At 66.2% G+C, this 12,397-nt stretch carries 12 protein-coding genes; 7 read left to right on the forward strand and 5 right to left on the reverse strand.

The features are described 5' to 3' along the window. Positions 1–82: 82 nt before the first annotated feature. Positions 83–1,687, forward strand: coding sequence for an ABC-F family ATPase (locus HG262_RS01600; protein ID WP_169269369.1), 1,605 nt, complete (start codon positions 83–85; stop codon positions 1,685–1,687). A 51-nt stretch (positions 1,688–1,738) separates the two neighbouring features. On the opposite strand, the gene HG262_RS01605 is transcribed toward HG262_RS01600, so the two are convergent. The 3 genes from HG262_RS01605 to HG262_RS01615 are packed head-to-tail and all read right to left on the reverse strand — an operon-like array spanning position 1,739 to position 4,814. Further along, positions 1,739–2,518 carry an enoyl-CoA hydratase/isomerase family protein gene (locus HG262_RS01605; RefSeq protein ID WP_169269370.1) on the reverse strand — a complete coding sequence of 260 codons (780 nt, stop codon included), beginning with the start codon at positions 2,516–2,518 and terminating at the stop codon, positions 1,739–1,741. A gap of 47 nt (positions 2,519–2,565) precedes the next feature. Next, positions 2,566–3,543 carry a tripartite tricarboxylate transporter substrate binding protein gene (locus HG262_RS01610; protein ID WP_169269371.1) on the reverse strand — a complete coding sequence of 326 codons (978 nt, stop codon included), beginning with the start codon at positions 3,541–3,543 and terminating at the stop codon, positions 2,566–2,568. A 29-nt stretch (positions 3,544–3,572) separates the two neighbouring features. Next, on the reverse strand, positions 3,573–4,814 hold the full coding sequence (locus tag HG262_RS01615) for a CaiB/BaiF CoA-transferase family protein (RefSeq protein WP_169269372.1): 1,242 nt from the start codon (positions 4,812–4,814) through the stop codon (positions 3,573–3,575). 207 nt (positions 4,815–5,021) lie between these two features. Between HG262_RS01615 and HG262_RS01620 the strand changes: the two genes are divergently transcribed. The 6 genes from HG262_RS01620 to HG262_RS01645 all read left to right on the forward strand — a co-directional run bounded on the left by HG262_RS01620 (position 5,022) and on the right by HG262_RS01645 (position 10,411). Beyond that, positions 5,022–6,239: an MFS transporter gene (locus tag HG262_RS01620; RefSeq protein WP_169269373.1), complete on the forward strand. Its 1,218-nt coding sequence runs from the start codon at positions 5,022–5,024 to the stop codon at positions 6,237–6,239. A 123-nt stretch (positions 6,240–6,362) separates the two neighbouring features. Beyond that, positions 6,363–7,133: an ABC transporter ATP-binding protein gene (locus HG262_RS01625; protein ID WP_169269374.1), complete on the forward strand. Its 771-nt coding sequence runs from the start codon at positions 6,363–6,365 to the stop codon at positions 7,131–7,133. A 65-nt stretch (positions 7,134–7,198) separates the two neighbouring features. Further along, positions 7,199–8,197, forward strand: a complete 999-nt coding sequence (locus tag HG262_RS01630; RefSeq protein WP_169269375.1) for an ABC transporter substrate-binding protein — start codon at positions 7,199–7,201, stop codon at positions 8,195–8,197. Beyond that, positions 8,194–8,967, forward strand: a complete 774-nt coding sequence (locus HG262_RS01635; protein WP_169269376.1) for an ABC transporter permease — start codon at positions 8,194–8,196, stop codon at positions 8,965–8,967. Before HG262_RS01630 ends, HG262_RS01635 begins: the two co-directional genes overlap by 4 nt. A 15-nt stretch (positions 8,968–8,982) precedes the next feature. Beyond that, on the forward strand, positions 8,983–9,789 hold the full coding sequence (locus HG262_RS01640; RefSeq protein WP_169269377.1) for a transporter substrate-binding domain-containing protein: 807 nt from the start codon (positions 8,983–8,985) through the stop codon (positions 9,787–9,789). A gap of 34 nt (positions 9,790–9,823) precedes the next feature. Further along, positions 9,824–10,411 carry a YigZ family protein gene (locus tag HG262_RS01645; RefSeq protein ID WP_169269378.1) on the forward strand — a complete coding sequence of 196 codons (588 nt, stop codon included), beginning with the start codon at positions 9,824–9,826 and terminating at the stop codon, positions 10,409–10,411. Between the two features lie 60 nt (positions 10,412–10,471). Here the strand turns inward: HG262_RS01645 and HG262_RS01650 are convergent, their stop codons facing one another. Both HG262_RS01650 and HG262_RS01655 read right to left on the reverse strand, forming a co-directional pair. After that, positions 10,472–10,846, reverse strand: a complete 375-nt coding sequence (locus HG262_RS01650) for a thioredoxin family protein (RefSeq protein ID WP_169269379.1) — start codon at positions 10,844–10,846, stop codon at positions 10,472–10,474. 262 nt (positions 10,847–11,108) lie between these two features. Further along, positions 11,109–12,131 carry an LLM class flavin-dependent oxidoreductase gene (locus tag HG262_RS01655; protein WP_169269380.1) on the reverse strand — a complete coding sequence of 341 codons (1,023 nt, stop codon included), beginning with the start codon at positions 12,129–12,131 and terminating at the stop codon, positions 11,109–11,111. Positions 12,132–12,397 lie beyond the last annotated feature (266 nt).

A 12,397-nucleotide genomic window follows, 5' to 3' on the forward strand; every position in this document is an offset into this window, starting at 1 on the left:
AAAATCGGGGCCGCAGCCCCATTTGCTACACTATCGGGTTTCTCCGCATGCGTCTTCGGGCGCCCTCAGACTCAAATACACCGTGATATCCACAGCCAATCTCACCATCCAGTTCGGTCCCAAGCCCCTTTTCGAGAACGTCAGCGTCAAGTTCGGGGAAGGCAACCGGTACGGGCTGATCGGGGCCAATGGGTCCGGTAAGTCCACGTTCATGAAGATCATCGGCGGCGACCTTGAAGCGTCGGGCGGCAACGTCTCGCTTGAACCGGGCGTGCGCCTGGGCAAGCTGCGCCAGGACCAGTTCGCGTTCGAAGACCTTCGCGTGCTGGACGTCGTCATGATGGGCCACACCGAAATGTGGGCCGCCATGTCCGAGCGCGACGCGATCTACGCGAATCCGGAAGCGACGGAAGACGACTACATGCGCGCCGCCGACCTGGAAGCCAAGTTCGCCGAGTACGACGGCTATACCGCCGAAGCACGCGCCGGCGAATTGCTGCTGGGCCTGGAAATCGCCGTGGATCAGCACAACCTGCCGATGCGCGAAGTCGCCCCGGGCTGGAAGCTGCGCGTGCTGCTGGCGCAGGCGCTGTTCTCGAACCCCGACGTCCTGCTGCTGGACGAGCCGACCAACAACCTGGATATCAACACCATCCGTTGGTTGGAAAACGTGCTCAACGGCTACCAGAGCACGATGATCATCATCAGCCACGATCGCCACTTCCTGAACCAGGTGTGCACGCACATGGCCGACGTGGACTATGGCGAGATCCGCATCTACGCCGGCAACTACGACGACTATATGCTGGCGTCGACCCAGGCCCGCGAGCGCCTGGTGTCCAACAACGCCAAGGCCAAGGAACGCGTCGCCGAACTGCAGGACTTCGTTCGCCGCTTCGCCGCCAACAAATCCAAGTCGCGCCAGGCCACGTCGCGCTTAAAGCAGATTGACCGCATCAAGGCCGATCAGGTCGTGGTCAAGCCGTCGTCGCGCCAGAACCCGTACATCCGGTTCGAGCAGAACAAGGTCATGCACCGCCTGGCGGTCACGGTCGAAAATCTGACCAAGGCTTACGACGCGCCGGTGATCACCAAGTTCTCGGCGATGGTCGATGCCGGTGAAAAGATCGCCATCATCGGCGCCAACGGCGTGGGCAAGACCACGTTGCTGCGCCTGCTGGCCACCGAACTGCAGCCGGACTCGGGTTCGGTGAAATGGTCTGACAACGCCGACCTTGGCTATATGGCGCAGGACGTCTCGGACCATTTCCTGCAGACCGACATCAATCTGCTGGATTGGATGGGCGACCATCGCCAGCCGGGCGATGACGACCAGTCGATCCGCTCGGTGCTGGGCCGCCTGCTGTTCTCGGCGGACGATCTGCCCAAGGCGCCCAAGGTGCTGTCGGGCGGCGAAAAGAACCGCATGACCTTCGGCCGCCTGATGCTGCGCCGGCACAACGTCCTGCTGCTCGACGAGCCGACCAACCACTTGGACATGGAATCGATCGAATCGCTGCAGTTCGCGCTGGAAAAGTACGAAGGCACGCTGGTCTTCGTGTCGCACGACCGCGAATTCGTGTCCGGCCTGGCCACCCGCGTGATCGAAATCCTGCCCTCGGGCGAGATCATCGACTACCGCGGCGGCTACGAAGACTATCTGGAATCGCGCGGCATCGAGGCCTGATCCCGGCCGGATGCCCATTGCCCCGCCGCACCCGCGCGGCCGGGCAATGGGTCAGTCCCACTGGTAAAGGGCAGGTTGCTTGTCCACGAAGCGGCGGGCGGCTTCGCGGTGGAAGGCACTGTCGCGGCAGATGGCTTGCGCCATTGCCTCTTGGGCGTAGACCGCCTCGCGCGTGGATTCGAAACTGCGGTTCATGACCGTCTTGGCCAGGCCCAGGGCCTGCGTGGGCGCGCAATGGAAGCGCTCGGCCATGTCCAGCGCGCGGTCCAGCGCGTTGTCGCAGACCTCCTGCACCATTCCCAGGCGCAGCGCCTCGTCGGCGCCGCATACGCGGGCCGTAAAGACCAGTTCCTTGGCGCGCGCCAGGCCCACGGCGCGTGGCAGCAGGTACATGCCCAGCAGATCGGGCACGTAGCCGATGCGGGCGAACACCGCGCAGAACGTCGCGCTGCGTTGTGCGATGACGTAGTCGGCGCACAGCGCCAGCGACAGGCCCGCGCCGAAGGCCGCGCCGTCCACCGCGCAAATCACCGGCTTTTCCAGGTCCACCAGCATGTCGAACCAGCGCTGGATATGGCGGATGCGGTCGCGGCCTTCGAACCCGTCCCGGCCCTCGGCCAGCGCTCGCGAGATCGATTTGATGTCTCCGCCCGCGCAGAAGTGTCCGCCCGAGCCGGTCAGCACGACCGCCTTCACGGCGTCGTCGTCGCGCACGTCGCGCAGCGCGCGGTCGAACGCCTCGCGCATTTCCTGGCTGAGCGCGTTGCGTTGGGCCGGCCGCTCCATGCTGAGGACCGCCGTCGCGCCGTGGCGCGTGATTGTCAATGCCATGTGATGTCTCCTCCGTGATGTCGGGGTGATCGCAACGATGGGCGGCGCTATTGCGCTTTCAGGCCCAGGTCGCGCGCGACGGGCAGCCAGCGGTCCCGTTCGGCTTGCACGAACGCGGCAAATACGCCGGAGTCTCCCGGCATGGGCACCGCGCCGATCGCGGTCAGCTTGCGCTGCAGGTCCACTTGCCCCAGCGCGCGGTTGACGTCCTGGTTCACGCGTTGGACCACCGCGTCCGGGGTGCCGGCTGGTGCCACCAGGCCGAACCAGGCGCTGGCGTCGATGCCGGGGTAGCCGAGTTCGGCGGCGGTGGGCACGTCGGGCAGGCCCGCGAAGCGCCTGTCGTCCAGCACGGCGAACGGCCGGATCTTGCCCGCCTGGGCCTGCGCCATGCACGAGGGCAGGGCGTCGAACATCATGTCGGTGCTGCCGCCCATCAAGCCCACGATGGCCGGCGCGCTGCCCTGATAGGGCACGTGGGTGACCTGGAACCCCAGCTTGCTGACCGCGTACTCGCCCGCCAGATAAGTGATGTTGCCGGTGCCGGCCGACCCCATCGTCAACTTGCCCGGCGCCTGCCGGCCCAGGGCGATCAGCGCCTTGACATCGGGCGCCGGCAGATCGTGGCGCACCACTAGCAGCAGCGGCGATTTGGCCATGCCGGAGACCGGCACGAAGTCTCGCGCGGGGTCGTAGGTCATCTTGGCGTACAGGGCCTGATTGACCACCAGCGGGGCATTGGAGCCCACGAAGAACGTCTTGCCGTCCGGCTTGGCGCGCGCGACGTGGTCGGCGGCGATCATGCCCGCGGCGCCCGGCTTGTTTTCGATGATGATGGGCGCGCCGCCGGCCTTGCTCATTTCCTGGGCGACCAACCGGGTGATCTGGTCGGCGGCGCCGCCCGGTGGGTAGGGCACGACGAACCTGACCGGGGCTTCCTGGGCGAAAGCCGGCGCGGTCAGCACGGTGGCCAGCAGAGCCGGGAGCCAGAGCGCGCGGCGCGCGGCGGCAGTGAGAATGCGCATGGTGTTGTCTCCGTCAGGGTCGGGGGCGTTCAGACGACGCCTCGGGCTTTCAATTCGGCAATGCGGGAGGCGCTAAGGCCCAGCCGGCCGCGCAGCACGGCGTCCGTGTGCTGGCCCAGTTCGGGCGCCGCATGTTCGTAGCGCATGGGTGTAGCGCTCATGCGGATGGGATTGGCGACCGCTGGCGTCGGCACGCCGGAGGCGTGCGGCAGCGACAACTGCATGCCGCGGTGGCGCACGTGGGGATCCTGGAAGACCTGCTCAATGTCGTAGATCGGGCCGCAGGGCACGCCGGCCGTCTGCAGGGCGTCGACCCATTCGCGCATCGGCCGCGCCAGCATGGCCTCGGCGATGGGCGGAATCAGCGTGGCGCGGTTCCGGTTGCGCTGGGCGGCGGTGGCATAGCGGTCGTCGGCGGCGAGCTCGGGGCGTCCGATCGCGGCGCAGAACGCGCGGTACTGGCCGTCATTGCCCACCGCGACGATCACCGAGCCTTCCCGGCAAGCGAACACCTGGTAGGGCACCATGTTGGAATGGGCATTGCCCATGCGCTGCGGCACCTTGCCCGACAGGAAGTAATTGATGGCCTGATACGACGATATTGTCACCACGCAATCCAACAGGGCCATGTCGATGTGCTGGCCTTCGCCGCTGATGTGGCGGTGTTCCAGCGCGGCCAGGATCGCCGTGCTGGTGTAGACGCCGGTCAGCAAGTCGGTGATCGCGATGCCGGACTTCATCGGTTCCCGGTCGGGTTCGCCGGTGATGCTCATCAGGCCGCCCATGCCCTGGAACACGAAGTCGTAGCCGGGCAGGGGGGCGTAGGGGCCATCCTGCCCGAAACCGGTGACCGAGCAGTAGACCAGGCGCGGGTTGATCTCGCGCAGGCTGGCGTAGTCCAGGCCATAGCGCGCCAGTGTGCCCACTTTGTAGTTCTCGACCAGCACATCCGAATCCCGCGCCAGATTGCGGATCAACTCCTGGCCCTCGGGCGTGGCAAGGTCCACCGTCACTGACCGCTTGCCCCGGTTGGCGCTCAGGAAATAGGACGAGTCCCGAGTTTCTTCCCCATCGGCGCCGACCAGGAACGGCGGGCCCCAGGCCCGCGTGTCATCGCCGGCTTGCGGTCGTTCGATCTTGATGACATCCGCGCCCATGTCGGCCAGCGTCTGGGTGGCCCAGGGCCCGGCCAGCACGCGCGTCAGATCCAGGACTTTCAAATGGGATAGCGCGCCGCGCGGCGGGGCCGCGGCGTGGTTGTCTCGTTCCATATCGCTCCGATCGGGGTGGGCCCCGTTATGTGTGGCTTCACGGTAATTAGCCCGGGCAACGCCGTCCAATATCGTTTTCGGCGGCTGTGATTCGAGTTCCGTATCGCCCGAGGCATGACTTCCCGCGTTCAGCCCGGTGCAATTTGGCGTGCGCTATGATTCGGGTAAACCCGGATGCAATGCGCGCCCACTCCGTCCTTCCGATTCATGCCCCCCACACCTCACACCACGCCCGATGGCCAGCCCATCGGGACGTTCGCGTTGACCGCGCGCATCGTTTCCATCGCCGTCTTCACCTTCATCTGCTATCTGGCCATCGGCCTGCCACTGGCCGTGTTGCCGGGCTACGTGCATGGCAACCTGGGCTACGGCTCGGTGTTGGCCGGCCTGGCCATCAGCGTGCAGTACGTGGCCACGCTGCTCAGCCGCTCGCACGCGGGCCGCATGGCCGATACGGTGGGCCCCAAGCAAACGGTCGTGATCGGCATGATCGCGTGCGCGGCCAGCGGCGTTTTCCTGCTCTTGGCCTATGCCTTCGAACGCAGCGGCTGGCTCAGCCTGACCGCCATCATCGTCAGCCGCCTGGCGCTGGGGTTCGGTGAAAGCTGGGTGGGCACGGGGTCGGCCACCTGGGCGATCGCCCGCGTCGGCCCGTTGCACACCGCCCGCGTGATCTCGTGGAACGGCATCTGCACCTACGGCGGCCTGGCGCTGGGCGCGCCGCTGGGCGTCCATCTGGAGAAGGAATGGAGCATGGGCGCGCTGGGCGGCATGGTGCTGTTGCTGGGGCTGGCCGGGCTGGGGATGGCGGCATCACGCGCGGCCGTGGCGATCGTGGGCGGCCACCGGATGGCGTTCAAGAGTGTGGTGCTGCGCGTCTTCCCACACGGCATGGCGCTGGGCCTGGGGTCGGTGGGCTTCGGCACGCTGGCGGCCTTCGTGGCGCTGTACTACGCCAGTTTCTCGTGGGAAGGCGCGGCGAACGCGCTCAGCGCCTTCGGCGGCGCATTCATCGGCGTGCGCCTGCTGTTCGCGGGCACCATTACCCGATTCGGCGGCTTCCGCGTCGCGCAGGTGTCTTTCCTGGTGGAAGCGGCGGGGTTGTTGCTGCTGTGGTTGGCGCCCAATCCCGCAGCGGCGCTGCTGGGCGCGGCGTTGACCGGCTGCGGCTTCGCGCTGGTGTTCCCGGCCATCGGCGTGGAAGCCGTGGCGCGCGTGCCGGCCGGCAGCCGTGGCGCCGCGTTGGGCGCGTACTCGGCCTTCCTGGACCTGGCCTTGGGCGTGACGGGTCCGGTCGCCGGCTACATCTCCAGCGGCTACGGATATCCGTCCATCTTCCTGGCGGCCGCGGCGGCCGTGCTGACGGGGTTCATGATCGCGTTCGGCTTGCAGCGACACGCCCAGCGCCAACAGGCAGCGGGGTAGCGGGCCCCCGCTGGTGTTCTACATAACCAAAAGAAGTTAAGACATTCAATATTGATCGTTTGAGTTCATATAACGAATTGTTAGATTAGGCCTCGTTCTCCACGCGCGCCCACGATTCGTTCCATGAACCTGACCTTCGATCACGTCCACAAGCACTTCGGCGACCTGCCCGTCGTGGATGGCTTTACCAGCGAAATCCAGACCGGTGAGCTGGTCGCCCTGGTCGGCCCGTCGGGCTGCGGCAAATCCACGTTGCTGCATCTGGCGGCCGGGCTGGAAAAACCCACGCAAGGCAACGTGCTGGCCGATGGCCAGGCAGTTGGTGGCCCGCACCCCAGCCGCACGCTGGTGTTCCAGGAACACGCCCTGTATCCGTGGCTGACGCTGGAAGACAACGTGGCGCTGGCGCTGGAATTCCAGAACACGCCCAAGAAGCGCGCCCGCGAGGCCGCCCGCCATTGGTTGGCGCGCGTCAGCCTGGGCGGCTTCGAGCACTATTACCCGCATCAGGTGTCGGGCGGCATGCGGCAACGGGCCGCGCTGGCACGTGCCTTTATTGCGCAGCCCAAGACGATGCTGATGGACGAGCCCTTCGGCGCGCTGGATGCGCTGACCCGCCTGAGCCTGCAGGATGTGCTGCGCCAGTTGATCGCCCAGGAAAAACCCACCGTGCTGCTGGTCACGCACGATGTCGACGAAGCCTTGTTCCTGGCCGACCGCATCGTCGTCTTCAGCCCGCGCCCGGCGCGCGTATTGCGCGAATTCAACCTTGCGCACCGCGAGAAAACCCACGACCTGTCGGACCTGGCTGCTGAAAAGCGCGAGATCCTGCGCTTGCTGGGCATCGCGGTGGACGGTTCGCAGGCGCACCCGGACCTGGCCCTGGCCGCCTGACCGGCATTCCTATTCCGGGCGGTGCCACGGCGCCGCCGACTTTGAATCCCCTGGAGCTCCCACTCATGAAATTGAAGCAATGGCTGACCCTGCCGCTGGCCGCGGCACTGCTGGCGGCGGCCCCCGCAATGGCCGCCGAAAAATTCCGCGTCGGTTACCTGCGCGTGATGGACGACGCGCAGGCGATCGTCGCGCAAGAAGGCGGCTTCTACAAGAACGCGGGCCTGGATTCGGAGTTGATCGAGTTCAAGTCGGGCACCGACCTGATCAAGGCGATCGTCGGCGGCCAACTGGATATCGGCGTGCTGGGCTTCACCAACGCGGTGGCCTGGGCGTCCAAGGGCGCCGACCTGAAAGTCGTGGGCGGCGCGCAGCAGGGCTATCACTCGCTGATCGTGCGCGATGATTCCGGCATCAAGGACATCGCCGGCCTGAAGGGCAAGACGCTGGCATCCCAAGCCGAAGGCAGCACGGCGGACGTCGTGCTCAAAGGCGTCGTGCTCAAGCAAGGCAACCTGGGCGCCGACGACGTCAACGTCATGGGCGTGAGCCCGGCGGTGGCGGTGCAGTCGCTGGTGGGCAAGCGCGTGGATGCGGCCTTCCTGTTCGAACCCTACGACCGCATCGCGCAACTGGTGGCGCCGGTCAAGCAGATCTACGAAGTGGGCCAGGCGTGGCCGTTCCCGTGCATGGTCGTGATCACCTCGGGTGAAACGCTGGCCAAGCGCAAGGAGGACGTCTGGAAGGCGCTGGACGCGCAGAACCAGGCCATCGCGCTGCTGCAGAAAGAGCCGGCGCAGGCCTCCAAGCTGATCGCCTCGTATTTCATCGCCGAGCCCACGCTCAAGACCTTGCATCGCGGCGAATTGCCGCGCGAAACCGTCATCGCCGAAGCCATCAGCACGCAGGTGTTCACGCCCAAGCTGACCGAGAAGGACACGGCGCGCATGCAGGAAATTGCCGATATCCTGCAAGCCCAGGGTTCGCTGAAGACGCGCGACGGCAAGCCGTATGACGTGTCCAGCATCGTTGACCTGTCCTGGCAAGAGGCGCGCAAACTTTGAGCTCGTCTACCCGAGTGACCGGCGCCCGCAAGCATCTTGCGGGCGTTTTGGGCGTCCTGTTCATTCTTGCCTTGTGGCAATTGGCGGCGTTCGCGCTGCCTGACTTCCTGATGCCGGGCGTGCCCGCGGTGGTCGAACGCCTGTTCGAAGACCTGGGCAAGCAATCGTTCCACCAAAGCCTGCTGGGCACGCTGGGCCGGCTGGGCGCGGGCTACAGCCTGGCGCTGGCGGCGGGGATCGGCTTCGGCCTGGTGGCCGCAGTGCTGTTCTTCTTCCGCGAAGTGCTGCGCAGCGCCATCGTTATCCTGCAGTCGATCCCGTCGATCGCCTGGGTGCCGTTGTTCCTGATCGTGATGGGGTTCGGCAACACGCCCATCATCGTCGTGGTCGCGCTGTCGGCGTTCTTCCCGGCCGCGCTCAGCGTGATGAACGCCACCGAATCCGTGCAGCGCGTGCACGTGTCCGCGGCACGCGTCATGGGCGCCACGCGCTGGGGGCTGGTCAAGCGTGTCTATCTGCCGGCGGTGATGCCCGAGCTGATCACCGGCGCGCAATTGGCGTTCGGCAACGCCTGGCGCGCCCTGATCTCGGCGGAAATGCTGATCGGCTTCGGCAAGGGCCTTGGCCGTTCGCTGGCCTATTCGGGCGAAATCGCCGACATGACCGGCGTCATGACCAATATCCTCGTCATTGCCGTGCTGGCCGCTCTGATCGATCAGTTCGTGCTTGAAAACCTCAAGCATCGCCTGTTGCGCTATCAGTACGTTTAAGCGCCGGAGCCTCGCATGATCCACCCGGTTCGCCTTGCCGCCCTGATTGCCAGCCTGCTGCTGGCGGGCGTCGCGCAGGCGCAAGACGCCGGGTTCGCCGCCGCGCACGCGCGCGGCGAACTGGTGGTGGGCGTGCCGTATCTGGCGCCGCCGCCCGTGGCGGGCGCCAAGATCCGCACGCCGGATGGCCTGGACGCGCAGATGGCCGACAAGCTTGGCCAGCGCCTGGGCTTGCCGGTGCGGTTGCAGCAGGTACCGGCCACGCAGGCCGCGGCGGCGCTGGCAGCCGGCCAGGTGGATCTGGTGCTGGCCGATGGCGCGGGCGCCCAACCGCAAACCGTTGCCGTGCTGGCTACCGGGTATGGTGCGCGCCCCAAGGCACTGATCCGCAGCGACACGTCGTGGCGCAAGCCCGCCGATGTGCGCGGCCGCAGCGTCTGCATGGCCGAAGCCGCGACCCAGGCCCGGGCCTTGGCCGAAAGCTGGGGCGCGGTGGTGCGCACTTACCGCGTGCCGTCCGACGCGCTGGTGGCCGTACGCGAAGGCAATTGCGATATCGGCCTGGTGGATGACGCGGTCTGGGAGCCCCTGGTGCGGTTCCCGGAGTGGAAGAAGTTCTCGTCCACGCTGGCGGCGGACGGCGCGCGGCGCGAGCGCGCGTGGCTGTTACCGGCTGGCGACACCGCCGGCCGCGCCTTGCTGGCGGACGAAATGCGTGCCTGGGACCGCGCCGGCGCCTGGAAGGCGATGGCGGCGAAATGGGCGCGCGACGTCGCATTCGACGTTTATCTGGACCAGGAAGTGGCCGACTGCCACGGTTAGAACGGGTGGTGCCCCAGCACTTACAATGCCGGGCATGACGCACACGTTGACCGCTCCCTGCTCGTATCAGGAAGACATCAAGAAAAGCCGCTTTGCCGCGTATGCCGCGCCGGTCTCGTCGGTGGACGAGGCGATGCGCTTTTTCGCCGAGCACAGCGACTTCGAAGCCACCCACAACTGCTGGGCCTATCGCATCGGGCAGGAGTACCGCTTCAATGACGACGGCGAACCTGGCGGCACGGCCGGCCGTCCCATCCTTCAGGCGATCGAGGGGCAGGACATGGATCGCGTGGCCGTCCTGGTGGTGCGCTGGTACGGCGGCATCAAGCTGGGGGCGGGCGGACTGGTGCGGGCATACGGGGGATGCGCGGCGAATTGCCTGCGCCTGGGCGACCGGACCGAAATCGTGGACCTGGCCACCGTCACCTGCACTTGCGGCTTTGCCGATCTGGCGCTGCTGAAGTCGCGTCTGGTGCAAGCCGGCGCAGTCATTTCCCAAGAGGATTTCAACGAGGACGGCGTGGCGCTGTGCTTCACGGTGCCCCGCAGCGTGGCGGGTGACCTGGAGGTCACCGTCGCCAATATCACACGAGGGCGCTCGGCCTGGGACGTGGTGTCATGACCCGGCCCTGACGGCGCGGCAGAAAGAGAAAGGGGCCCTTGATCGGGCCCCTTTGCACGGTTACGCGCTTTGGCTGTCTTGCGCCGCGGCGATTTCCTGGTGGACCTTTTCCATGTCCACCTCCTTGATCTTGGCAAGCAGCTCGTTCAGCTGACCGCCCGACAAGGCGCCGGGCTGCGAGAACAGCAGGACCTTCTCACGGAAGACCATCAGCGTGGGGATCGAACGGATACCCAGCGCGCCGGCCAATTCCTGCTCTACGTCGGTGTTCACCTTGGCGAACGTGACATCGGTGTGCTCTGTCGCGGCTTGCTCGAAGACGGGAGCAAAACCACGGCATGGGCCGCACCAGGGAGCCCAGAAGTCGACGATCAGGGTGCCGTCTGGGGTGATGGCGTCCTGGAAGCTGTCTTTGGTGAGTTCAACAATACTCATTTTGGATCCTTGCCGCGGAACGCGGCGTAAAAAAGGCCCCCACGCCAGGCACGCTTCGCATGCTTGCAGCCCCCCAAGGGGGCGGTTTTTTTGCCTTGGGGCGGCCAGGCGGCAAAAAAAGGCGGTGTCAGAGAGCCGGGATATGCCTGTCCCGGCGCTGATTCGGCGACGCTTCAGGTGCCACGCGCTCTAAAGGCAATAGTAGAGCCGCCGATGGCGGCGTCGCAATGGTTGGCGCTATGAAGTGCGTAGTCAGCGGCCGTCAGGCCGCGGTTTTTGTCGAGATGCCGGCGTCGTTCTTCAGCGACGCGACGATTTCGAAAGAACGCAGGCGGTCGGCGAGGTCGAAGAAGTCGGACACGATCATGACTTCGTCGGCCTCGGTTTCGGCCACCAGCGCTTCCAGCCGGCGCTTCACAGTGTCGGGGCCGCCCACGATGGCGGCGCCCAGTCTTTGATTGACCGCTTCGCGCTCCCATTCGTTCCACAAACCGTCCATGCTTTCGACGGGAGGTTGCAGTTGCAGGCGGTTGCCGCGCACCAGCGAGAGGAATTTCAGTTGCTGCGTGGTCGACTGGCGCTGCGCGGCTTCGTCGGATTCGGCCGCGATGACCGGTACGCCGATCATGGCGTAGGGGCGCGACAGCGTGGCCGACGGCTTGAACAAATGCCGGTACAGGCGCATCGCCGCCATGCCCTCAGGCGAAAAATGGCCCGCGAACGAGAACGGCAAACCCAGTTCGGCGGCCAGGCGTGCGCTGAAATCGCTTGAACCCAGCAACCAGATCGGAATATCCAGTCCTTCGCCGGGGATGGCGCGCACCGGTTGGTTGGGGCGCGAAGCGGCCAGGAAGCCCCGCAATTCTTCGACCAGCGCCGGAAACTCCAGCCCGCTGCGCGGCCCGCGGCGCAGCGCATGTTGCGTTGCTCCATCGCTGCCGGGCGCGCGCCCCAGTCCCAGGTCGATACGGCCCGGATATAGCGTTTCCAGGGTGCCGAACTGTTCCGCAATGATCAGCGGGGCATGGTTAGGCAGCATGATGCCGCCCGATCCGACCCGCAGCGTGCTGGTGTGGCCGGCCACGTGGCCGATCAGCACCGCCGTCGCGCTGGACGCCACGCCGTTGATGTTGTGGTGTTCAGCCAGCCAGAAGCGCTTGTAGCCCAGGCGTTCCACATGCTGAGCCACGGCCACGGTATTGCGGAAGGCGTCGGCCGCGTCACGGCCCTGCACAATTGGGGCCAGGTCCAGGACCGAAAACGGGATGCGCGCAAGGGGGCTCATGCGGACATCTCCGGCAGACGGACGGAACAGGGGGGCAACGCGGGGGTAAAGCGGGCAAGGCGCAAGGTGAACTCCATATACCGTGATACGTGGGGAGTGTATCGGCGAATTCAACCCAGGACCGCAGCAACCTTATGGCCGGGTGGGTTGTATTGCCAGGGGCTATCGCCCCGATGGGGGAGGGCCCCCACGCTGCGCTGCCCCCCGAGGGGGCGCTTTTATCTTGGGGCGGCCCGGCGATAAAAGGGGCCCCCACGCTGCGTGGC

Origin of the sequence: Achromobacter sp. Bel (assembly GCF_012928505.1) — a bacterium.
Classification (GTDB): Bacteria; Pseudomonadota; Gammaproteobacteria; order Burkholderiales; family Burkholderiaceae_B; genus Achromobacter.

Bases quoted from the DNA above. Each gene is read 5' to 3' on its own strand.
- HG262_RS01605 (WP_169269370.1), bottom strand. From the start codon at position 2,518: ATGGCATTGACAATCACGCGCCACGGCGCGACGGCGGTCCTCAGCATG.
- HG262_RS01610 (WP_169269371.1), bottom strand. From the start codon at position 3,543: ATGCGCATTCTCACTGCCGCCGCGCGCCGCGCGCTCTGGCTCCCGGCT.
- HG262_RS01615 (WP_169269372.1), bottom strand. From the start codon at position 4,814: ATGGAACGAGACAACCACGCCGCGGCCCCGCCGCGCGGCGCGCTATCC.
- HG262_RS01620 (WP_169269373.1), top strand. From the start codon at position 5,022: ATGCCCCCCACACCTCACACCACGCCCGATGGCCAGCCCATCGGGACG.
- HG262_RS01625 (WP_169269374.1), top strand. From the start codon at position 6,363: ATGAACCTGACCTTCGATCACGTCCACAAGCACTTCGGCGACCTGCCC.
- HG262_RS01630 (WP_169269375.1), top strand. From the start codon at position 7,199: ATGAAATTGAAGCAATGGCTGACCCTGCCGCTGGCCGCGGCACTGCTG.
- HG262_RS01640 (WP_169269377.1), top strand. From the start codon at position 8,983: ATGATCCACCCGGTTCGCCTTGCCGCCCTGATTGCCAGCCTGCTGCTG.
- HG262_RS01645 (WP_169269378.1), top strand. From the start codon at position 9,824: ATGACGCACACGTTGACCGCTCCCTGCTCGTATCAGGAAGACATCAAG.
- HG262_RS01650 (WP_169269379.1), bottom strand. From the start codon at position 10,846: ATGAGTATTGTTGAACTCACCAAAGACAGCTTCCAGGACGCCATCACC.
- HG262_RS01655 (WP_169269380.1), bottom strand. From the start codon at position 12,131: ATGAGCCCCCTTGCGCGCATCCCGTTTTCGGTCCTGGACCTGGCCCCA.